Raw genomic sequence first — 21,026 nt, forward strand, 5'->3', positions numbered from 1 at the left:
GCCTTAGCGGCCGGGGCTGACACCCGCCGGAGCCTCTTCCGTCGTGGTGACGGCGCCCGGTTCCTCGGTTTCCGTCGTCGGCCTCGAGATTCCGGGAATCGGAATCGTGATGCCCGGCAGGATCTCCACGTCCGTCGTGGTCACGACAACCGGCGGTGCCGTAGTCGTGGTGGACTCCGGCGTAGTGGTCGGCGGTGCCGTCGTCTTCGGAGCAGCGGGAGCCGTGTACTCGGGAACACCACCGGCCTGGCCGTTGATCTTGCCCGGCTTCGGGAACGTCTCGTTGTCCGTACCCTCCAACGCTCCGTCCATCGTGTCCTTCCAGATATCGGAAGGCAGCCCGGAACCGTAGATCAATCCGCCGTTCGAGTTGGTGATGGCCTGAGCGTCCGCGGTACCGACCCACACAGCGGTCGACAGCGACGGCGTGTAACCGACCATCCAGGCGTCCTTGTTCTGACCGGTGTCACCGAGCTGAGCGGTACCCGTCTTCGATGCAGACAGACGCCCACCGGCCAGGTTGTGCCCACGCGAGTACGCGGCGATGGGCTGCATAGCCGCCGTCACGTTGTCCGCGACGGCCGGATCGATCCGCTGCTCACCGGACGGAGTACCGCGGTCCAGGAGAACCGTTCCGTCGGCGGCAACAACCTTTTCCACGAAGTGGGGAGCGTGGAACGTGCCGGACGCCGCGAGAGTTGCGTACGCCGACGCCATATCCAACACGCGAGACTGGTACTGACCCAAGACGATTCCGTTGTTCGGGCCGGAACCGTCGGACTCGGTCAGCGACGGGCCGATACCCGGAATCGTCTCCGGGATACCTGCCTTGTGCGCGATATCCGCAATTTCCTGGGGTCCGTTGCCGTCGAGGCTGAGCATCTGACGGTAGAAGCTGGTGTTCAGCGAACGCTTGAGAGCCTCTGCGATGGTGCAGGTTCCACAGCTTTCACCTTCGACGTTGCCGATCGAGATGCCGTTGATCGTCAGCGGCGAGCTGTCGTACATCTGCGAGAGCGGAATTCCCTGGTCGAGCGCTGCTGCCAGACCGAACACCTTGAACGACGAACCGGTCTGCAAGCCGGCATTTGCGTAGTCGAAGCCGATTCCGTCGTCGCCGCCGTAATACGCCCGGACACCTCCGGTACGTGGATCGACGGAGACAACAGCCGTCCGCAGTTCCTCGTTCTCGCCCTCCATGTTGGTGCGCACGGCGTCCACCGCCGCGGCCTGAGCCTGCGGATCGATAGTCGTAGTGATCTGCAGGCCTTCGGTATTGAGCGACTGCTCACTGATCCCGGCGTCCGCGATCTCCCGGAGCACCTGATTCTTGATCAGACCCTCGGGCCCCGTCGTACCCTGACTTCCGTTCTCTACCTGAGAAAGTGGAATGTACCCCGGATAGGTCATGGGCGCGCGTGCAGCTTGATCCAATGTTCCGGCCGACACCATACCGTCGAGCACATAGTTCCAACGCGATTCCGCGCCAGTCGGATTGGTCTCCGGATCGAGAAGCGACGGCAACTGGATCGACGACGCCAGCACGGCGCCTTCCTCGACGGTCAGCTGGTCGACAGGCTTACCGAAGTACGCCTTGGACGCAGCTTCGATGCCGTACGCACCGCGACCGAAGTAAATGGTGTTCAGGTACGCGGCAAGAATGTCGTCCTTGGACCACTCGTTTGCCATCTTCGACGAGATGACAAGTTCCTTCATCTTTCGCGTCAGCGAACGCTCCGAACCGACAACCGCCGTCTTCACGTACTGCTGAGTGATCGTCGATCCACCACCCGCGCTGTCACGGCCGAGAACGTTGTCACGAGCGGCGCGCGCAAAACCGGAGATCGAGAATCCGGGGTTCGTGTAGAAATCCCGGTCCTCGGCAGCAAGCACTGCGTTACGCACATGCACCGGAATCTGATCGAGCGCCACCTCGGTGCGGTTACCCTCTTCCGGCGGAACAACGGTACTGAGCACCGTGCTTCCGTCCGACGCGTAAATCGTCGCAACCTGATTGGTCGGGAGATCGCCGGGCTTGGGTACGTCCTGCACGATGTATGCCGCCATGAAGGCAAGCACCGGCAGCACCAGGCCGAGCGCAACCAACACGTACGCCGAGCGGCGAACTGTGCGCCACTTCGACTTCTTCTTCACTGCTTTCTGTCCCTTCGGGGGCTCGCCGCCATTGCCGTCGCCACCACCGGGGCCGCCTGTCGGTGGCTTCGTCGGCGGGGGGCCTGCGGGCGGACGGGATCCGGCATCAGTGCGAGGCAGTGCCGCAGCAGCTGCGACGCGCTGTGTGGGTTCGGCGCCCGGTGCTGGTCGATTCTGGGGTGCACCTTGCTGCGGGCGTCCCTGCTGGGGACTCATTGGCCGACCCTGCTGCGGGGGACCCATGGGACCACCCTGCTGCGGACGGCCCTGCGGAGGCGGACCCATCGGGCGTCCTTGCGGCGGGGGACCCATCGGACGCCCCTGTTGGGGTCCCATCGGTCGACCCTGCTGCGGACCTTGCGGAGGGCGCCCCTGCGGCGGGGGACCCACCGGACGACCCTGCTGCGGACCTTGAGGCGGACGGCCTTGCGGAGGGCGCCCCTGCGGCGGACCGCTCGGACCACCTGGTCCCGAGGGACGGTTGCCGGGGGTGTTGTCGGGGGAACTCACGAAATCAAATCTCCAGTGGTCATGGACCGATCACATGAGACTTCGATCGGGCCCTTCTTCGGGTGTGGCGTTACTCGCTGGCGGTGCGCCGGCTCGCAGACTGCGTTCGTCTGCTCGGTGGACGTGCTCGCCGCGGTCGCGGCGGCGCAGGCACTGCGCCGAGCACATAGGACTGCACCAAGTGGTTCCAGCTGCAGGACCGGCACACTTCTACAACGTGCACCGTGAACTCCTCTGCTGTCTCCGCAAGCCGAGCGAGCTCGTCCGTCGTCCGGGCTGATCCCGAAACCTGGCCGAGCTTCTCGCCGAACACCCAGGACACGAGCGTCAACTGTTCCTTACGGCAGATGGGGCAGAGAACATCACTGCCCCGGCCGTGGAACTTCGCGGCTCTGAGTAGGTAGGGATCGGCGTCGCATACCTGCTTGACGCCAGTCCTACCCGCAGACACTTCGGCCAGCACAGACCGACGCGCGAGCGCGTAGTCCACAACTTGCCGCTGTATCCGCACCTGACCAGAGTACGTGCGTCAGGGAAACAGGGGACTGTTCGGGAGGGTCACGATAGACACACTTTTGCTCATCACCTTGGGGCTACCAGCAGAAATAAGTTGCGGCTGAGAGTTTCTCCACCCTGGCGGTGTTGCCCCGATCCGCATCGCAAACGGCAGGAACGGTCGAAAATCGCCCCATTTAGCGTGGATCTAGCCGTGACAGTTCGATACACCTAACGCACCGATGTGTGGTTTTATATATCGGCGCGATATAGTTGGGTATCGCATCAAGCGGTTAGATCCACAGACTCGGGAGGTGTCAGTTGCTCGAACTCGCAATTCTCGGGCTACTCCTCGAGTCACCGATGCACGGATACGAGCTGCGTAAGCGGCTCACCGGTCTGCTCGGCGCATTCCGTGCGTTCTCGTACGGATCGCTGTACCCGGCACTACGGCGCATGCAGGCCGACGGCTTGATCTCGGAAGACATCGACAACACCACCGGCGCCCTCAAGCGTCGGGCCCGTCGCGTCTACCAGCTCACCCCGGAAGGCCGGCAACGGTTCACTGAATTGGTCGCCGACACTGGACCGCAGAACTACACCGACGACGGCTTCGGCGTTCACCTCGCCTTCTTCAGCCGCACCCCCGCAGAAGCGCGGATGCGGATCCTCGAAGGCAGACGACGCCAAGTCGAAGAGCGCCGCGAAGGCCTTCGCGACGCCGTCGGCCGGGCCAGCGGATCGCTGGACCGATATACCCGCCAGCTCCACCAGCTCGGACTCGAGTCGAGTGAACGCGAAGTGCGTTGGCTCAACGAATTGATCGCAGCCGAGCAATCGATACCAGGAACATCCAAGAAAGAAGGAGAGCCCGACCATGGGTGAGAACAGCACCGCGGTGCGCGTAGCAATTGTGGGCGTGGGCAACTGTGCCTCGTCCCTGGTTCAGGGCGTCCACTACTACAAGGATGCAGACGAGACCGGTACCGTTCCCGGCCTCATGCACGTCAAGTTCGGCAAGTACCACGTCCGCGACGTCCAGTTCGTCGCCGCTTTCGACGTCGACGCGAAGAAGGTCGGCTTCGACCTCTCCGAGGCAATCCTCGCCAGCGAGAACAACACCATCAAGATCGCTGACGTCCCGCCGCTCGACATCCCCGTCCAGCGCGGTCCGACACTCGACGGCATCGGCAAGTACTACGCCGAGACCATCGAACTGTCCGACGCCGAGCCCGTCGACGTAGTCCAGGCACTCAAGGACGCCAAGGTCGACGTCCTCGTGTCCTACCTGCCCGTCGGCTCCGAAGCTGCTGACAAGTTCTACGCACAGTGCTGCATCGACGCAGGCGTCGCCTTCGTCAACGCACTCCCCGTCTTCATCGCCTCCGACCCGGAGTGGGCTGCCAAGTTCAAGGACGCCGGCGTCCCGATCGTCGGTGACGACATCAAGAGCCAGGTCGGTGCCACCATTACCCACCGCGTGATGGCGAAGCTGTTCGAAGACCGTGGCGTCGTGCTCGACCGCACGTACCAGCTCAACGTCGGCGGCAACATGGACTTCAAGAACATGCTCGAGCGCGATCGCCTGGAGTCCAAGAAGGTCTCCAAGACGCAGGCCGTCACGTCGAACCTCACCGGCTCCCTCGCCGGCAAGGTCCACGACCGCAACGTCCACATCGGTCCCTCGGACTACGTGGAGTGGCTCGACGACCGCAAGTGGGCATACGTCCGCCTCGAAGGCCGCGCCTTCGGTGACGCTCCCCTCAACCTGGAGTACAAGCTCGAGGTCTGGGATTCGCCCAACTCCGCAGGCATCATCATCGACGCCGTCCGCGCAGCCAAGATCGCCCAGGACCGCGGCATCGGCGGACCGGTTTACCCGGCTTCCGCTTACCTGATGAAGTCCCCGCCGGTCCAGATGGCTGACGACAAGGCTCGCATCGAGCTCGAAGCCTTCATCATCGGAGCCGACGAGGCCTGATTTTTTGCTCACCCGGATTCGGGGTCTTGCGCCAATGGCGCGAGGCCCCGATTCTGTTATCCGCATGGCGTTTCCGCATCCGCGCGGTTGGTCACGCCTGCGGGGGCGCATTCCGCGAGCGGCCAGGGCCTGGGCTGCGTGGAATGATGGACATCAGAACCTCACACGGATCGAGGACCCCATGTCGCTAACGTCGCTGCCAGTGCTCGATCTGTCGCTGGCGCAGAACCCCGATACTGCCGAGCAGTTCCGGGCCCAACTGCGCGACGCGACCCACGACATGGGGTTCTTCTACCTCGTCGGCCACGGAATTCCCGACGCTTTGCAACGACGCCTACTGGAAGTCGCTCGGGAGTTCTTCGCTCTCCCGTTGGCAGAGAAGTTGGCGATCGAGAACCTGCGCAGCCCGCACTTTCGTGGGTACACGCGACTGGGCGGTGAGCTCACCGAAGGTAAGCAGGACTGGCGCGAGCAGATCGATATCGGTGCCGAGCAACCTGCCACCGTGCGCACTGCCACCTCGCCTGACTGGGAGATTCTGCAAGGCCCCAATCAATGGCCCGATGCTCTTCCGGAACTACGCGAAGTCATCACCGAATGGAATGCCGAACTCACCAACGTGGCATTGCGATTGCTCCGGGAGTGGGCCGTAGCTCTGGGGCAGGATCCACATATTTTCGACGCCGCGTTTGCGGAGGATCCGTCGATCCTGATCAAAGTAGTCCGCTATCCGGGACGGCCGAAGGGCGCCGGAACCCAGGGAGTGGGCGGCCACAAGGATGCCGGAGTACTGACACTGTTGTACATCGAGCCCGGTAAGGCCGGCTTGCAGGTTGAGCACGACGGTGACTGGATCGACGCACCACCACTCGAAAACGCCCTGGTGGTGAACATCGGCGAACTGCTCGAGGTGGCAACGGGTGGATATCTGAAAGCCACAGTGCACCGGGTTATTTCACCGGAAGACAGTGGCGAGCGGATCTCCGTGCCGTTCTTCTTCAATCCGAACTACGCCACCCAGGTCCCGGAGTTCGACCTCCCACCGGAATTGGCGAAGCACGCCACCGGCGTCACCGTCGACGCGAACAATCCGATCCACGATTCCTACGGCGCCAATGCGCTCAAGAGTCGGTTGCGTGCGCATCCCGACGTGGCGGAGCGGTGGTGGCCGGATATCGTTGCTGTGCGCCCTTATTGACCGCCCGCGGTTGATAAAGGCGCACAGCAAATGTCGTCAGATATCCATCGCCACTTTCCACGCGGTGTGCATGGCGCCCTCGATGTAGTCGACCTCCGAGGCGTCACCGACAACACGTACGTCGGAGACCACACCGGCCAATGCGTCAGCCAGCGGCGCCTGAGCAGACACACCCGACGCAACGACAACCATGTCGGCCGGCGCGGTCAGTGTCTTGTCACCGGCGCGGAACTCGACGTGCTCCTTGGTGATTCGCTGCACCACCGCATTGCGATGGATCTTCACACCCACTTCCTTGGCGTGACGCACAGCCGTCCAACGACGCGGCATCGCCATCGGAATGCCCAACTGCTGGCCTTCCTCGACCAGCGTGACGTTGCGACCACGCTCGGCCAGGAACTCCGCAAGTTCGAGTCCGACCAGCGATCCACCGATGACCACGACGTCCTTGCCCATGGGCAGGAACTTGCGAGTGACTGCACGAATCGCGGCTGGGCTCTTGGTGATTCCGGAAAGCTTGCCCAGCTTGGCCATCGTGCGCAGGAACGGCGGAACCTGCGACGTGTCACCGGCGCCGGTCATCAAGGCGCGCAAGGTATCACCGGTGTGCACGTGGGGCAGGTCCCCACCTGGCACCGACGGGCGGTCACGAACAGCGCCGGTGGCCACCACAACCACGTCGGCGCCGAGAGCCTTGATCGAAGCGACTGTGGCCTCGGTGTTCAGCCGGATGTCGACGCCCAGTCGCGAGGTTTCCACCTTGAGCCAGTCCAACAGACGACCGTTGTCCGGGGTCGTGAGGCTCGAGAACCAGAGCGTGCCGCCGAGCCGATCTGCCTTGTCCACCACAGTGACTCGATGCCCACGTTCGCTGGCAACTCGCGCAGTCTCGAGGCCGCCGGGGCCTGCACCGACAACAACCACATGCTTCGGGGTGGCGGTGCGCACGAACGGAATGAGCGCCTCGTTGCCGAGCGCGGGGTTGACAGCGCACAGCGGGGTCTCGTCCCAGAAGTTCTCCTGCACGCAGACGTAGCAATTGATGCACGGCCGAACCCGCTCGGGCGCACCGGCCTTGAGCTTGTTCACCAACTGCGGGTCTGCCAGAAGCTGACGGCCCATCGCGGCGAAGTCCGTGCGTCCTTCGGCGATCATCTTCTCGCCGACCTCGGGGAGCATACGTCCGACGGTGATCACGGGGATCGATATCGCCTGCTTGATTCGCGTTGCATTGTCGGTGTAGTAGCCGACCTTGTCGGGCAGGGGACCGTCGGTGAAGTTGGCAAAAGCATTCAGTGCGGTGCCGGTGACGTGGATGGCGTCAGCGCCGGCCGCCTCGAACATCTTCGCGGCCGCAACTGCCTCGTCGACGGTCAGCCCGTCGGTTTCGCCGTACTCCTGACCGGCCAGACGCACGATGACGGCAAGTGAACCGTCGACCTCTTCCTTGACTGCGCGAATGACTTCACAAGCCAGGCGAGCCCGATTCTCCATGGAACCGCCGTACTCGTCGCTGCGCTGATTCGTGTACCGACTCAGGAACGCTCCGAGGACGTAGTTGTGGGCGCAGTGAATCTCTACGGCGTCGCCGCCCGCGGCCTTCACCCGTCCGGCAGCCTCGGCGAACATGCGGACCAGCCAATCGAGATCTTCCTTGGTGGCTTCGTGGTACGTCGCCCTCTTGCCCTCGTTGATGGCAGCCATCTTGCCCAGTTCTTCGGGTGTGCAATCGGCCATCGCACTCATGTCACCCGGCGGCTTCGGCGTGGACGGCACCAGCTGTGGTCGACCGTCGAGAGTGTCGATCCGCGCCACCTTGCCGTGGTGCGTCATCTGCACACACAGCTTGCTACCGGCGTCGTGCACCGCATCGGCCAACGCCTTGAGCCCGGGGATGAACCGGTCTTCCGAGAGCCCCGGTTCCTTGCGGCTGGTGCAGCCCATCGGATACGCAACAGCGCAGCAACCGGTGATGATCAGCCCGGTCCCGCCGGCCGCACGCGCCACGAAATGGTCGATGTCGCCCGACTCGATTTCGCCGTCTTCGCAGAGGTTCATGTCCATGGCGGGCAGAACGACGCGGTTGGGCACGGTGATGGGACCGATGGTCCCGGATGCGAGCAGGTGCGGGAAGGTCTGGTTGCGGGTCACGAGCACACGCTAGAACCGTGAACAGCACCTCGGGGCACCGCTCCCGATCAACGGGACCTCAAGCACCGTGATCCGCGAGACAGTCTGAAATCACCTCGAGCGCGTACACCAGGTCGACGGCATCCACCCTGCCGTACCCGATCACCAGTCCACCTGGCTCGTGGTGACTGCGCGCAGACTCAGCTAGGGTCGGTACCTCCACTCCGCGTTCCAGCGCCCGACGCGCGACAGCACTGGCCAGATCCGCATCCAGCATCAGTGTTGTGTGCATGCCGGCTCCCAGCCCGCGCAGTTCCCCGAAACGGGACAGCGCTGTGTGCACCAATCGATCACGCTCTCGATATCGCCGACGCGCCGCCCGAACCGTTCTATCCCATTCACCATCCCGCAGCAGTGAAAGCAGAGCCCGCTGCAGCGGAAGAGACGGGAAATCCCCGATGCGAACCCGATGCGCTGCAATTCTCACGGCAAGCTCTTGCGGGGCAACCAACCACCCCAGCCGAATTCCGGCGCCGAGTGTCTTGGCAACCGTGCCCAGATACACCACCCGATCCGGCGCGAGTTGAGCCAGCGCAGGCAACGGCGCTACGTCGTAACGGAATTCGGAGTCGTAGTCGTCCTCGAAGATGAGGACGCCGCGAGCCCGGGCGTAGTCGATCAACTGATTTCGACGGCTCACCGGCAAGAGTCCACCGGTCGGATACTGATGTGACGGCGTCACGTACACACCACGAACATTTTCCGGCGCCGACTCCAGCTCGTCGACGCGGAGTCCGTGTGCATCCACCGGAACGTCGAGCAACGACCATCCGCTGGCAAGCGCCGCCGTCGACGCGCTGCGGTAGCCCGGATCTTCCATTGCCAGTGCCGCTTCGGGTGATCGCAACGCCGACAACGCCAGTCCGAGACCGTGCGTGGCTCCGGAAGTAATGATGATCCGTTCGGGTTCGACTGCCATGCCACGAGCCCGGGCCAGCAGTTGGGACAATGCAGAGCGCAATTCGACGTCACCCGCCGGGTCGGGATCCCCGAAAGGTGGTGGCATGGAACCGACATCTCGCCACGCCCGACGCCAGGCCGCACTCGCCCGCGGTGGAGTCCACGGCACTCCGGGGCGCAATTGAACCTGCGGTGGCGAGGCGGCGACTACCTTCGCGGGCTGGGGCGTCGACTTGACGACGGGCGAAGGAGCTTCGGCCACAAAGGTTCCCGAGCCGCGCACCGCTACCAGCCAGCCCTCGGCGATCAACTGCTCGTAGGCGCGTTCCACGACCGCCCGTGCAACGCCGAGTTCGGCGGCCAGTTTCCGCGTACTCGGCAGCCGCAAACCCACCACGGCCGATCCACTGCGAATGGCTGACCGTAGGTGATCGGCAACCTGAATCGGCAGCGGTCGTCGATCCGTTCGGTCGAGCACCACCGCAACCGCCGAGGGCAGAAGCATCTTTGTCCCTTCCACAAGTGGCCTACCAAACTATCCACAAATTGGACCATGACTTCAAGCCACTTGGCTACGAGTATTGCTCACATGACACATACCGTCGCACTCGCCTCACTGTCCCCAACAGCACGTACAACCCACAAGCGCGCGCGTCATCACGGTGTCACCGATCGGGAAGCACTCTTCGACGTTCTGCGCTCTGCCAAGTTGTGCCACTTGGGCGTGTCCACCGACGGCGTGCCCCTCGTGCTGCCAACCGCGTACGGATTTGATCCCGAAGGCCCGGATCAAGACGGCACGCTGTACCTGCACGGTTCGGTGGCGTCACGTAGCCTGGCGCCCGACGGCGAGATCTGCGTGACTGTCACCATGCTCGACGGACTTGTTCTGGCCCGCTCCGGGTTTCACCATTCGATGAATTACCGCAGCGCCGTAATTCTCGGTCAGCCCCGCGTTGTCACGGACCCGCAAGAACGGATCGATGCATTGAATCTGATTGTCGATCAAGTAGTTCCCGACCGCTCGAGGCACCTGCGGGCATCCACTCGCAAGGAACTGGCGGCGACCTTGGTGCTTGCGCTACCCCTGTTCGAGGCATCCGTAAAGGCCCGCACCGGCGGTCCCGGCGACGACAACGCGGACATCGGCGTCGAGAAGGTCTGGGCTGGTGTCATTCCGGCAACCGTACAGTTCGGTGAACCCATTCGCGCCGAAGACCTCGCTGCGGATATCACTCTGCCGGAACATGTCTCGGCCGTGTTGTAGCCAAACCAGCACTATCGCGCGATCGGCGGGGAGAACGGCGGACGGATCTCCAGACCATTAGGTAGCGGTTCGGACGCAACCGGCCTGGCCGATCCGGACTCTTCCCGGGTGCCCTCGTTCTTGCTATCCAGGAATGGACGAACCAGGTCGAGTGGCAGCGGGAAGACGACGGTCGAGTTGTTCTCGGCGCCTATCGCATGCAACGTCTGCAGGTAGCGCAATTGCAGGGTGGTCGGGTTGCGGCTGATCACGTCGGCTGCGTCGGCAAGCGTTGCGGATGCCTGGAATTCGGCTTGGGCGTTGATGATCTTGGCTCGCCGTTCTCGTTCGGCCTCCGCCTGACGGGCGATGGCGCGCTGCATGTTGGCGGGAATCTCGACGTCCTTGATCTCCACCGTGGTGACTTTGACTCCCCACGGTTCCGTCTGCTGATCGATCACCTTCTGGAGGTCTTCGTTGAGACGTTCACGTTCGGAGAGCAAGGCGTCGAGGTCGGCCTTTCCCAGTATCGAGCGCAGAGTTGTCTGCGCAATCTGAGATGTTGCCGCCAGGAAATCTTCGACCTCGACGATTGCGCGATCGGCATCGACCACCCGGAAGTAGGTGACTGCAGTGACTTTTGCCGGCACATTGTCGCGCGTGATGACTTCCTGCACCGGAATTTTCAGTGTCACGGTCCGAAGGCTCACGCGTTCCATCCGGTCGACCGCCGGGATGAGAATCACGAGACCAGGCCCCTTCGACGTGATCAACCGTCCGAGCCGGAACACCACGGCGCGCTCGTACTCTCGCAAAACTCGAATCGACATGCCTACCAGCGTCACGAGAAGCAGAATGACGATGGACAGGGCGATGAGAATGGTGGTCATAGCGGCAGCTCCCACGGTTCACGACGGCGCACTGTCAGGGTCAGACCACGAACCTGCTCCACGACGACGGGATCGCCCGCCTTCGGCACAGTGTCGTCGCTGAACCCGAAATCCATTCGAGCGCTCCACAACCCGCCCGCGGCCTCGACCTGCCCGCGCGAGCCGTCCCAACTGCGAACGGTCGCATCGGATCCGATCAGCGACTGCACTCCGGTACGCACGGGTGCATGCCGGGCGGTCAGAACTTTCCGGCTCGCCACCGCGGTGACACCCAGGCCTACCACTGCAACTCCTGCCGTCACCGGAATTGCAATTACCTGGCCCGCGTCGCCGGAGGTGAAGAGCAACCAGACACCGGCCCCGATCAGGAGCGCACCAAGACCGCCGAGCACCCCCGCAGTCGGCGCATGTGCCTCGACCACCATCAGCAAGACACCCAACAGCAGGGCCGCGATACCCAATGTCGTCATCACTCGTCTCCACGTTCACGAGGGCGCGGTCGCGTCGCGTCGCGTAGCCATCGTGCGATCGGGCCCTCGACATCAACGGTAATCACGTTTGCCCGGATCTGCCACAACCTGAACTGATCCCATCGCTAGCACGTGACAGATACCGGACGGTCTGCCATTGTGAAGGCATGCAGCGGCGCGTGGGTGAGAGTTGGTCCACGCGACCAGTCTCAGGGGTAACCCCTGGGTTGGACAGAAGAATCGGGTACTGCGTCCGACGGCATTCGGCACGCTCCGCGTGCTCCCCGCCGCCCCGGACAAAGGATTTGGTCACCCCGCGCCGCCGCATCCCGGATCCGCATCATGCGTGACTTCGAGCTCGATGCCGAATTGGCGCGGCGTCTGGCAGACGCCGCCGACGACGCACCATGGACTCTCGGCGGTCTCGAAGAGGCCTTCGGAACCGTCTTCGGTGTTTCTCCGACGCTCCTGGCGGTCCGGGTCCTCGATCTCATGCCGGCCCCACCGTTCGAACCGCAGACGCTGTACCGGTTGTTGCGCGAACTACCCCGTCTGCGACCGGTTCCCCTGTCGTTGGACACCAACGAGTCTTCGGTGTGGCGGTTTGACGTGCCGCGATACAACACCAGCGATGATCTGGCCCGCTCACTTGATCTGACAGTCTCGGAACTCGAGTGGTTCGCTGATCGCGGTGAGTGGCTACGCACGAAACCCTTACCACTGCGCCACTATCGGCCCATGCAGATCAGCAAGAAGGCCGGCGCTCGCCTCCTCGAGATACCCAAGCCCCGGTTGCGCGAAATTCAACGGAAGATACTGCGACGCATACTCGACCAGGTGCCGGCACACGACGCGGCACACGGATTTGTCCGTGGTCGAAGCCCACTGACTTTTGCTGCGCCGCACGCACAGTCGGAGATCGTGATCGGTGTGGACCTCGCACAGTTCTTCCCCTCGATCACCGGCGACCGCATTCACGCGATCTTCACTGCCGTCGGATACCCGCCCGCGGTAGCGGGAATACTCACCGGATTGTGCACTGTCGCAACGCCTGCCGATACCCTGCGCGGCCTGCCCTACCCACAGGCGTCGCAGTTGCGCACCGCACATCTACCCCAGGGCGCACCGACGTCGCCAGCACTTGCGAATCTCGTCGCGCGCAACCTCGACATCCGGTTGAGTGGGCTGGGCAAGGCAAACCACCTCACGTACACCCGCTACGCCGACGACCTCGCATTCTCCGGAAGCGAGGCCGCCGACGTCAGCACCCTCCTGTGGACGATCGAACAGATCGCCGGAGACGAGGGGTTTGCCATCCATCCGCGTAAGACCAAAGTGATGCGTCCGCATCGACGCCAGCACCTCACCGGCCTTGTGATCAACAACCAACCGTCGTATCCGCGTGACGACTACGACCGATTGCGCGCATTACTCCACAATGCCGCCAATACCTCGGCGCGAGAACAGAATCGAGACGGAATCGAGAACTTTCGCGCTCACATCTACGGCCGGATCATGCTCGTCGGCGAAACCAGCGTTGCGCGCCGACGTGCACTACTCCGCTTGGCCGAACGCGTCGACTGGAGCACCGAGAGTCACAAGTCCGACTGACTCACGGGTTTCAGCGGTTCTCGACCAACTCGGCTGCCGAAGCGAGGGGGACGATCGGGTAGAGCGGCGGCTCGTCCTCGGGGACCAGGGCGGTCGGCCCGTAAATCCAGTCGGTGTAGGTGTAGTCGTACGCATCGCGGGCTCGTAGCAACACATTTCGCTGCTGCCGCGGCGTCCCGTCCAGATGCCACAGCTCGCCCCACACGCGTGCCGTCGTCAATACTCGGCGGCAGTGTTCCGGGCGAACGGCCTCGTAGGCGGCGAGGGCTGCGTCCCAGTCGATCACGCCGTCGGCGCCGTGCAGGCGAGCAACGTGCTCGGCAAGCACCCAGCCGTCTTCGATCGCCATGATCGCACCCTGTGCCATGTACTGCAACGGGGGGTGCGCCGCATCGCCGAGCAAGGCGATCCGTCCCGAAACCCACGTCATGATCGGGTCGCGGTCGTACATCCGCCACCACTTGTCGCGCCACATGTACGGGATTCCCTCACGTACCTCCGAACAGGAATCGGCGAATGCGGCGTCGAGTTCATCAGGAGTTCCCCAGTCCTCTTCGCCTGCAATCGCTTTAGGCGACTCGAAGACGGCAACCTGATTGAGCATCTCGCCGCCGCGCAGGCCGTAGTGCACGAAGTGATGCCCCGGTCCGACATAGACCACGACCTCGGACAGGTCGACTGGGCGATCAGCCAACTCCGTCACCGGCACCGTGCCGCGGTACGCGACGTAGGCGGACGATACCGGTTCGTCGTCGACCAACAACTTACGGGCTACCGAGTGCAGGCCGTCGGCCGCGATGACGACCCCCGCGACATGCACGTCTCCATTCGAAAGACGCACCTGCGCACCGGCATCGGAGTTATCGTAGGCAACAGCCCTGGCATCGGTGACCAGTTCGACTCCGGCCCGCTCACACGCGCGTAGGAACAGTCCGTGCAAGTCGCTGCGGTGGATGACCAGGTACGGAAACCCGTACCGGCGTTCAAGGTCGGTCAGATCCAGTTTCGTCAGCTCCGACGCGTCGACGGCATCACGCATCACCATCGACGTGGGCACTACGCCAAGGCTTTTGGCCTCGTCCAGTAGGCCGTACTCGTTCAAGATGCGGGTGCAGTTCGGTGCGAGCTGCAGTCCTGCGCCCACCTCACCGAACTCGGCGGACCGCTCGAGCACTCGCACGGTAAGACCCTGCCTGGTCAGGGCAAATGCAGCACTGAGACCGCCGATACCGCCACCGACAACAATGACGTCAGGTGTGTTCATGTTGTGCTCCGTTCACAGCCACGCCGGCAAGACCGGCACGGGAGATCCGTCAGTTGTCGACAGATCGTGAGGGCGGCCGCTCAAATAGGCGACCAGGTCGGCCAGCGGTCCGGCGACACCGACCGGCGCATCCGCACCGGGAAGGTCCCAAGCCGCTGACGCGTCGACGGCTTCGAGTCGAAGCGCCACCGCAGGCACTGCGCTGCGCTTGCCCACGATGTCATCGCCAAGCGCCGCAAGGAAATCGACGGGCAGATCGGCGAAGGTGACGCCCGTGCCGAGATCAACGGCATGGACGCACACCTCCCGCGCCCGCATCCACGGGATCTCCGTGGCTGGGACGGTCCGACCCTGGGCCGTCACGATCAGCTGGGCCCACTGCTCGTCTGCGAGTGACCCCATTGCAGCCTCGAGCTTGTCGGCCGAGGACCGCGGCCACGCCAGCAGAGTTGCCGCCGGCAACTGGGAACCTTCCTCGATCCCGCGGGCGCGAGCATCGGCGGAGGCGTACATCGGTGTCTCGTCACCGGTTCGGGCCCACTGGACGAGGTTGCCGAGCGCTTCGGCGTTGGCCGCGACGTGAGCCAAGAGGTGACGCCGGCTCCAGCCCGGAAGCCCGGACGGCGCAGTCACACTGGTGTCGTCGAGTCCGTCGACGCCGCTCAGGAACAGCTGCGTTCCGTGCTCCATCCAGCGGCGCGCGTCAGTCATTCCTTCACTACCTTGTTGGTGCACGCACCGAGGCCCGAGATAGCGGTCACGACGGTCTCGCCGCCGAGCAGGTAGACCTTCGGATCACGGGCATGGCCGACACCGGCGGGAGTGCCGGTTGCGATCATGTCGCCCGGGTTGAGCCGGGTGATGGTCGAGATGTACTTGACGAGCGTGATCGGGTCGAAGAGCAGTGTGCCGGTGTCGTCACGCTGCATGACCTCGCCGTCGACGGTTGTCGTGACCTCGAGGGCCGGGCGGACACCGCCGACCTCGTCCGGCGTCACGAGGAACGGTCCAACGGGAGTCGTGGAGTCCCAGATCTTGCCCTGGGTCCACTCGATCGTGCGGAACTGCCAGTCGCGCACCGACACATCGTTCATGACGGTGAAGCCGGCGATCGCAGCCTCAGCCTGAGCATCGTCGGCGCGGCGCACCTGCTTGCCGATGACGATGACCAGCTCGACCTCCCAGTCGAAGGCCTCGGTCTCGTCCGGCCGGACGATGTCGTCGTTCGCGCCGATCAGGCTGTCGGCAAACTTCGGGAACAGCGTCGGGTACGACGGGAGCTCGCGGCCCATCTCCTTGATGTGGTTCGTGTAGTTGTGGCCGACACAAATGACCTTCGACGGTGCCGGAACCACCGGCGCGAAGTCTGCACCCTCTAGCGGGTAAGTGGTGGCATCGTCGGCGGATGCAGCTTCTGCGCGACGCTTCCAATCATCATGGGCGAGAAAGATTCCCAGATCGCTCTCGCCGAGATCGACCAGGCGGTCGCCGTCGAGCTTGACTGCGCGCGTCGCTGCGCCGGTGCGAATTGTCGTGAGCCTCATCGTGAAATCTCCATTCGGTTGAGCTGCAGTGCCTCGAAGACGGGGGCGTCGCCGAAGCGGAAAAGATCCAGTGCACCGGAATCCGAGTCCGTGTTTCCCGCTTCGGATTTCGCGGAGAACGCCGTCCAGGACGGTACGACGAACAGGTCGCCGCGCGTCACGGTCCAGGTCCGGTCGCCGACCGTCACCGAACCGGAGCCGTCGAACACCTGGTAGACGCTCGAACCTGTCTCCTTCACGGGAGCGGTCTCGGCGCCGCGGACGATGCGGTGGAACTCGGTGCGCATCGTCGGCAGGACGTCGCCGCCGGTGTGCGGATTGGTGTAGCGGACCGCCGCGTGGCCGGGTTCGACTGTGCCGCCGAAGCCTTCGGCCTCGATCGCCAGCTGATCGCGTAGCGCGCGGTCGGTGAATTCCCACCTGTACGACAGCAAGGGACTGCCGGGAGCGACCGGTGTGGCGCTCAGTGGCCGCAACCCCGGGTGGCCCCACAGCCGCTCGGACCGGGAGCGCTCCGGGGTGATGCGCTCGGCGTCGCTGATCTCGTCGCGGCCGAACTCGAAGAACTGCGCTTCCGTCAGGTACTGGAACGGAATGTCCAGGCCGTCGATCCACGCCATCGGCTTGTCGGTTGCGTTGTGATGGGCGTGCCAGTTCCAGCCGGCCTGAGGCAGGAAATCGCCGCGGTTCATCGAGACGGCGTCGCCGCCGACAACCGTCCACACTCCGGAGCCCTCGACGACAAAACGGAATGCGTGCTGGGTATGGCGGTGCTCGGGAGCGTCCTCGCCCGGCATCAGGTACTGGATCGCTGCCCACAGGGTCGGCGTGGCGAAGGGACGGCCACCCAGGGCCGGGTTCGCCAGCGCAATCGCGCGGCGCTCACCCCCACGGCCAACCGGGACGATCTCGCCGGCTCGTTCGGCAAGGCGGACCAGGTTCTCCCACTTCCACAGGTGCGGGACGGCGGACGAACGCGGATGGGCGGGCATGAGATCACCGATCTCAGTCCACAACGGCACCAACAGTTCTGACTCGAAGCCGCGATACAGGTCCTCGAGCGCGGGAGTCACATCCGGCTGGCCTGGCGCGTCGACGGCGTTGAGCCGAACGGGGGAGTCGGTCGAAGTCATGACACAAGAGTGACTGGATTATTCAAGACAGAACACTAGATTCTGCTATACAGAATTTGATGCTATACAGAACTACATGGACAAGGCACAGAAGACTCCACCGACGTATGCGATCGCCAGCGTCGACCACGCACTGAGATTGGCGACGATCCTGCAACTCGAAGGAAACCTGACCGTCGCGCAAGCAGCCGAGCGACTCGGGGTCGCCCGATCGACAGCGCATCGACTGCTGCAGATGCTGGTCTACCGGGACTTCGCGGTGCAGCACCCCGGCCGCCAGTACGGCGCCGGACCGGTGCTGGAATTGGCCGAACACTCGCGCTCCGCGACCTCGTTGTTGCGATCGGCCGCGCTGCCGCACCTGGAACTCCTCGTCCAGGCAGTCGGGGAGTCGGCAAACCTGACCATCCGCACCGGCGCCGAGGCCAGGTTCATCGTCTCGGTGGAATCCACCCAGGTGCTGCGCGTCGGATCACGCGAGGGCATGGTCTTCCCGGCACACCGCTTGTCCGGCGGGTTGTTACTGCTTGCAGAACTGTCCCCCGAGGAATTGGACCAGGCCTACGAGAGCAAGTCCGACGCGGATGTGGCCGACCAGCCGGACCTGCCGAAGTTACGGGCGGAACTGGCACGGATCCACAAGCAGGGATTCGCGGTGAACCAAGGCCGCTCCGAGCGTGGCGTCGTCGCCGTCGGAGTACCGGTACGCGATACCCAAGGCAAAGCCCTTGCGGGACTGTCGGTTTCCATTCCCTCAGTGCGCTACGACCGGCAGAAGCTGCCATCCTTGGTCGCGACCCTGCGCATGGCCGCCGACCGCATCGAAGCGGACCTGACACACTGACCATGAATCTGATGCATGTTTTCCCATGCAAAATATGAGTTGGATTTATGTGAGCGCAGTCACTTCACTGGGTGTATGCGCAACACTCCCGCCAGTTCCACCGTCGACCTGTTCGCCGACGACATCCTGACCGACCCCTACCCGATCTACGCCGAACTCCGCGACCTCGGCGCGGTGGTGCATCTGCCCGCCAATGACGTCTACGCCCTGACGCGCTACGACGCGATTCGCGACGCTTTGGCTGACCCCGGCACATTCTCGTCCCGGAGCATCGGCTTCAACCCGATGGTCAACGAGGCTTTGCAAGGCACGTCGTTGGCCTCCGATCCGCCGATCCATACCGAACTGCGAGCGACACTGACGGAGAATCTCTCCCCGCGTGCGTTACGCGGGCTTGCGGGCCAGATCCAGACCAAGGCCGATGTTCTTGTCGCGGAACTGGTTTCCCAGGGATCGTTCGACGCCATCGACGCGCTTGCCCGCGCGTTTCCCCTCGAAATCGTTGCCGACCTGATCGGCTTCACCGGCTCGGTGCGCGAGAACATGCTGCGCTGGGGACAGGCCGCGATGGAGGTTATCGGCCCGATGAACCAGCGGACCGCCGAGAACTTCCCGATTGCCGGAGAGCTCTACGGCTGGTGCGCCGGCGTTCGCGCCGAGGATCTGACCCCTGGATCGGTGGGCCGCGGCATATTCGATGCCGAGGCCAGGGGCGCGATCCAGCCAGATACTGCCAGCAAGATCATCCACCAGTATCTTGGCGCAGGAGTCGACACGACGATCGCCGCAATCGGCAATATTGTCGCCCTGTTCTCGGCCTTCCCGGACCAATTCGATCTTGTCCACCGCAATCCCGATCTGGCGCCGGCCGCATTCAACGAGGCACTCCGATTCTGGGCACCGGTGCACGCCTGGGGGCGCTTCGTCACCAAGGACGTGGAGATCGACGGAGCTCTGGTCCCGGCCGGATCCCAGGTGGCGATCCTCTTCGGCGCCGGCAATCGCGACCCCCGGCACTACGAGAATCCCGACGCCTTCTCGGTCGAACGAAATCCGGTCGACCACCTCTCCTTCGGCTACGGCGCTCACGGCTGCGCCGGACAAGGACTGGCTCGTCTCGAAGGTCGGGCTGTTATCGGAGCGCTGGCCAAGCACGCTCGACGCATTGTGGCGGACGATCCGATTCGGCTGCCCAGCAACATTACTCGCTCTATCAACCAACTCGACATCCGGAAAGTGATCCCCGCATGAGAATCGTGCTCGACCGACCCCGCTGCGAAGGCCATGGACTGTGCGAAAGTGTTGCCCCCAACGTGATGCACCTCGACGACGACGGCGAACTCGTCCTCGACCGCGAAGAGTTCTCCGATGACAGTCCCGAACTCGCCGACATCGGCGCCGCTGTCCGGGTCTGCCCCGTTGCTGCACTCAGCCTCACATGAACGGAGCACTCACATGAACGGAGCCGAGGATTGCCGACGAATTCTGGTCGTCGGCAATGGAATAGCCGGCCAGACCGCCTGCGACAGCCTTCGGGCCGCCGGATTCGACGGCAGCCTGACCATCGTGGGAGACGAACCCCGGACGGCCTACTCGCGGCCGGCGCTCTCCAAGGCACTGTTGGTCGACGGCGGCTCCCCCGAACTGGCGCCGCCCCTGCACCGCGCGACCGAGTTGCTCGGGACGGCCGCAGTCGGTCTCGACGTCGAATCCCGCCGGGTGCATCTCGACGACGGTACGGACTTGCCGTACGACGGACTGGTCATCGCGTCCGGCTCACGGGCTCGCCGGCTTGGCGGTCCGGAGAGTATGGAGCTGACCCTGCGCACGCTCGACGACGCCTGGGTTCTCCGGGAACGACTGGCGGCCCAGCCGTCCGTCGTGGTGGTCGGCGCCGGACCACTGGGCATGGAGATCGCTTCCGCTGCACTGTCGTCGGGGTGCGAGGTCACGCTGGTGGCCGACGGCAGGCCGATGCTCTCGCATCTGGGCCCGCACCTGTCCAGGGCGTTCACGGCGACCGCGATCGCCCAGGGACTCACCATCGTCGACGGCTCGGCTGCTCGCATCGACGCCCCGCATGGAGTGATACTGCGAGACGGATCACGGATCGAGGCCGACCTGATCGTCACTGCGATCGGAGATATTCCCAATACGGAATGGTTGGCGACCAGTGCACTGACTACCGATGGCCGCCTCGAGGCGGATTCACGCGGGCGGATTCGGCCGAACATCGTCGTCGCCGGGGACGTCGCGGCCATTCCGACCCGCCGCGGTGTACGCCGGATCCCGTTGTGGAGCAGCGCAATCGAACAGGCGAAGGTTGCCGCCGTCGCACTCCTGTCCGGTGACGACGCGCCGGAACTCGACCTCGATCCGTACTTCTGGACCGAGCAGTTCGGGTTGAACCTCAAGGCCACCGGTCACCTGCCCGTGTCGGGCGAACCCGAGTTCCTCGTCGGCGAGCGCCCCGAGGGACCGTCGGTGATGCGCTGGACTCACGACGACGGCCACGGCGTCGCGGTCGCAGTCAACCACCGCATCGCGATCCCGAGACTGCGCCGCATGGCCTCGGCCACCGGATGACGCAGGCCGC

The 21,026-nt window shown here is 64.1% G+C and carries 19 protein-coding genes; 9 read left to right on the plus strand and 10 right to left on the minus strand.

From position 1 onward, the window contains the following. Nucleotides 1-3 precede the first annotated feature (3 nt). Complete coding sequence (locus tag FFI94_RS30185; protein ID WP_138871066.1) at nt 4-2,154, minus strand: transglycosylase domain-containing protein; 2,151 nt, start codon at nt 2,152-2,154, stop codon at nt 4-6. 580 nt (nt 2,155-2,734) lie between these two features. Further along, nucleotides 2,735-3,175 (minus strand): DUF5318 family protein, encoded by a 441-nt coding sequence (locus FFI94_RS30195; RefSeq protein WP_138871068.1) that lies wholly within the window; start codon nt 3,173-3,175, stop codon nt 2,735-2,737. 305 nt (nt 3,176-3,480) lie between these two features. Between FFI94_RS30195 and FFI94_RS30200 the strand changes: the two genes are divergently transcribed. The 3 genes from FFI94_RS30200 to FFI94_RS30210 all read left to right on the plus strand — a co-directional run bounded on the left by FFI94_RS30200 (nt 3,481) and on the right by FFI94_RS30210 (nt 6,338). After that, nucleotides 3,481-4,044, plus strand: coding sequence for a PadR family transcriptional regulator (locus FFI94_RS30200; protein WP_138871069.1), 564 nt, complete (start codon nt 3,481-3,483; stop codon nt 4,042-4,044). Beyond that, nucleotides 4,037-5,140 carry an inositol-3-phosphate synthase gene (locus FFI94_RS30205; protein WP_138871070.1) on the plus strand — a complete coding sequence of 368 codons (1,104 nt, stop codon included), beginning with the start codon at nt 4,037-4,039 and terminating at the stop codon, nt 5,138-5,140. The genes FFI94_RS30200 and FFI94_RS30205 overlap by 8 nt, the downstream gene beginning before the upstream one ends. A 181-nt stretch (nt 5,141-5,321) precedes the next feature. Continuing rightward, on the plus strand, nt 5,322-6,338 hold the full coding sequence (locus tag FFI94_RS30210; RefSeq protein WP_138873507.1) for an isopenicillin N synthase family oxygenase: 1,017 nt from the start codon (nt 5,322-5,324) through the stop codon (nt 6,336-6,338). 36 nt (nt 6,339-6,374) lie between these two features. Here FFI94_RS30210 and FFI94_RS30215 read toward each other — a convergent pair whose 3' ends face one another. Both FFI94_RS30215 and FFI94_RS30220 read right to left on the minus strand, forming a co-directional pair. Then, nucleotides 6,375-8,495, minus strand: a complete 2,121-nt coding sequence (locus tag FFI94_RS30215) for an FAD-dependent oxidoreductase (RefSeq protein WP_138871071.1) — start codon at nt 8,493-8,495, stop codon at nt 6,375-6,377. Nucleotides 8,496-8,547: 52 nt separating this feature from the next. Next, nucleotides 8,548-9,933 (minus strand): PLP-dependent aminotransferase family protein, encoded by a 1,386-nt coding sequence (locus FFI94_RS30220; protein ID WP_138871072.1) that lies wholly within the window; start codon nt 9,931-9,933, stop codon nt 8,548-8,550. A gap of 84 nt (nt 9,934-10,017) precedes the next feature. Between FFI94_RS30220 and FFI94_RS30225 the strand changes: the two genes are divergently transcribed. Then, nucleotides 10,018-10,695 (plus strand): pyridoxamine 5'-phosphate oxidase family protein, encoded by a 678-nt coding sequence (locus FFI94_RS30225; protein WP_138871073.1) that lies wholly within the window; start codon nt 10,018-10,020, stop codon nt 10,693-10,695. A gap of 11 nt (nt 10,696-10,706) precedes the next feature. On the opposite strand, the gene FFI94_RS30230 is transcribed toward FFI94_RS30225, so the two are convergent. After that, complete coding sequence (locus FFI94_RS30230) at nt 10,707-11,564, minus strand: slipin family protein (RefSeq protein ID WP_138871074.1); 858 nt, start codon at nt 11,562-11,564, stop codon at nt 10,707-10,709. Beyond that, on the minus strand, nt 11,561-12,034 hold the full coding sequence (locus FFI94_RS30235) for an NfeD family protein (protein WP_138871075.1): 474 nt from the start codon (nt 12,032-12,034) through the stop codon (nt 11,561-11,563). Before FFI94_RS30235 ends, FFI94_RS30230 begins: the two co-directional genes overlap by 4 nt. Nucleotides 12,035-12,376: 342 nt before the next feature. On the opposite strand from FFI94_RS30235, the gene FFI94_RS30240 reads away from it, so the two are divergent. Next, the gene (locus tag FFI94_RS30240; protein ID WP_138871076.1) at nt 12,377-13,645 is read left to right on the plus strand and encodes a reverse transcriptase family protein; all 1,269 of its coding nucleotides are present in this window, start codon (nt 12,377-12,379) and stop codon (nt 13,643-13,645) included. A 10-nt stretch (nt 13,646-13,655) separates the two neighbouring features. Here FFI94_RS30240 and FFI94_RS30245 read toward each other — a convergent pair whose 3' ends face one another. From FFI94_RS30245 to FFI94_RS30260, 4 genes are read right to left on the minus strand one after another with little or no spacing between them, the layout of a single operon-like run. Then, entirely contained in the window at nt 13,656-14,909 is a 1,254-nt protein-coding gene (locus FFI94_RS30245; protein ID WP_138871077.1) for an FAD-dependent oxidoreductase, read from the minus strand. Between the two features lie 12 nt (nt 14,910-14,921). Further along, nucleotides 14,922-15,620, minus strand: a complete 699-nt coding sequence (locus FFI94_RS30250; protein WP_138871078.1) for a maleylpyruvate isomerase family mycothiol-dependent enzyme — start codon at nt 15,618-15,620, stop codon at nt 14,922-14,924. Then, the gene (locus FFI94_RS30255; RefSeq protein ID WP_138871079.1) at nt 15,617-16,453 is read right to left on the minus strand and encodes a fumarylacetoacetate hydrolase family protein; all 837 of its coding nucleotides are present in this window, start codon (nt 16,451-16,453) and stop codon (nt 15,617-15,619) included. Before FFI94_RS30255 ends, FFI94_RS30250 begins: the two co-directional genes overlap by 4 nt. Continuing rightward, on the minus strand, nt 16,450-17,586 hold the full coding sequence (locus tag FFI94_RS30260) for a cupin domain-containing protein (protein ID WP_138871080.1): 1,137 nt from the start codon (nt 17,584-17,586) through the stop codon (nt 16,450-16,452). Before FFI94_RS30260 ends, FFI94_RS30255 begins: the two co-directional genes overlap by 4 nt. A 76-nt stretch (nt 17,587-17,662) precedes the next feature. Here FFI94_RS30260 and FFI94_RS30265 point away from each other — a divergent pair, with 76 nt between their 5' ends. The 4 genes from FFI94_RS30265 (at nt 17,663) to FFI94_RS30280 (ending at nt 21,016) form a co-directional block, all read left to right on the plus strand. Next, the gene (locus tag FFI94_RS30265) at nt 17,663-18,430 is read left to right on the plus strand and encodes an IclR family transcriptional regulator (RefSeq protein ID WP_138871081.1); all 768 of its coding nucleotides are present in this window, start codon (nt 17,663-17,665) and stop codon (nt 18,428-18,430) included. Nucleotides 18,431-18,505: 75 nt separating this feature from the next. After that, nucleotides 18,506-19,681 carry a cytochrome P450 gene (locus FFI94_RS30270; RefSeq protein ID WP_138871082.1) on the plus strand — a complete coding sequence of 392 codons (1,176 nt, stop codon included), beginning with the start codon at nt 18,506-18,508 and terminating at the stop codon, nt 19,679-19,681. Continuing rightward, the gene (locus FFI94_RS30275; protein WP_138871083.1) at nt 19,678-19,872 is read left to right on the plus strand and encodes a ferredoxin; all 195 of its coding nucleotides are present in this window, start codon (nt 19,678-19,680) and stop codon (nt 19,870-19,872) included. The genes FFI94_RS30270 and FFI94_RS30275 overlap by 4 nt, the downstream gene beginning before the upstream one ends. Before the next feature lie 13 nt (nt 19,873-19,885). Next, a complete protein-coding gene (locus FFI94_RS30280; protein WP_138871084.1) occupies nt 19,886-21,016 on the plus strand; it encodes an NAD(P)/FAD-dependent oxidoreductase in 1,131 nt (376 codons plus the stop codon). The last annotated feature ends 10 nt before the right edge of the window (nt 21,017-21,026 follow it).

The sequence above is a fragment of the Rhodococcus sp. KBS0724 genome (genome assembly GCF_005938745.2).
GTDB lineage: Bacteria > Actinomycetota > Actinomycetes > Mycobacteriales > Mycobacteriaceae > Rhodococcus_F.

Coding starts and splice junctions, on each gene's coding strand:
- FFI94_RS30260 (WP_138871080.1), bottom strand. CDS start 17,586: ATGACTTCGACCGACTCCCCCGTTCGGCTCAACGCCGTCGACGCGCCA.
- FFI94_RS30255 (WP_138871079.1), bottom strand. CDS start 16,453: ATGAGGCTCACGACAATTCGCACCGGCGCAGCGACGCGCGCAGTCAAG.
- FFI94_RS30265 (WP_138871081.1), top strand. CDS start 17,663: ATGGACAAGGCACAGAAGACTCCACCGACGTATGCGATCGCCAGCGTC.
- FFI94_RS30225 (WP_138871073.1), top strand. CDS start 10,018: ATGACACATACCGTCGCACTCGCCTCACTGTCCCCAACAGCACGTACA.
- FFI94_RS30205 (WP_138871070.1), top strand. CDS start 4,037: ATGGGTGAGAACAGCACCGCGGTGCGCGTAGCAATTGTGGGCGTGGGC.
- FFI94_RS30270 (WP_138871082.1), top strand. CDS start 18,506: ATGCGCAACACTCCCGCCAGTTCCACCGTCGACCTGTTCGCCGACGAC.
- FFI94_RS30220 (WP_138871072.1), bottom strand. CDS start 9,933: ATGCTTCTGCCCTCGGCGGTTGCGGTGGTGCTCGACCGAACGGATCGA.
- FFI94_RS30230 (WP_138871074.1), bottom strand. CDS start 11,564: ATGACCACCATTCTCATCGCCCTGTCCATCGTCATTCTGCTTCTCGTG.
- FFI94_RS30280 (WP_138871084.1), top strand. CDS start 19,886: ATGAACGGAGCCGAGGATTGCCGACGAATTCTGGTCGTCGGCAATGGA.
- FFI94_RS30245 (WP_138871077.1), bottom strand. CDS start 14,909: ATGAACACACCTGACGTCATTGTTGTCGGTGGCGGTATCGGCGGTCTC.
- FFI94_RS30250 (WP_138871078.1), bottom strand. CDS start 15,620: ATGACTGACGCGCGCCGCTGGATGGAGCACGGAACGCAGCTGTTCCTG.
- FFI94_RS30210 (WP_138873507.1), top strand. CDS start 5,322: ATGTCGCTAACGTCGCTGCCAGTGCTCGATCTGTCGCTGGCGCAGAAC.
- FFI94_RS30275 (WP_138871083.1), top strand. CDS start 19,678: ATGAGAATCGTGCTCGACCGACCCCGCTGCGAAGGCCATGGACTGTGC.
- FFI94_RS30235 (WP_138871075.1), bottom strand. CDS start 12,034: ATGACGACATTGGGTATCGCGGCCCTGCTGTTGGGTGTCTTGCTGATG.
- FFI94_RS30240 (WP_138871076.1), top strand. CDS start 12,377: ATGCGTGACTTCGAGCTCGATGCCGAATTGGCGCGGCGTCTGGCAGAC.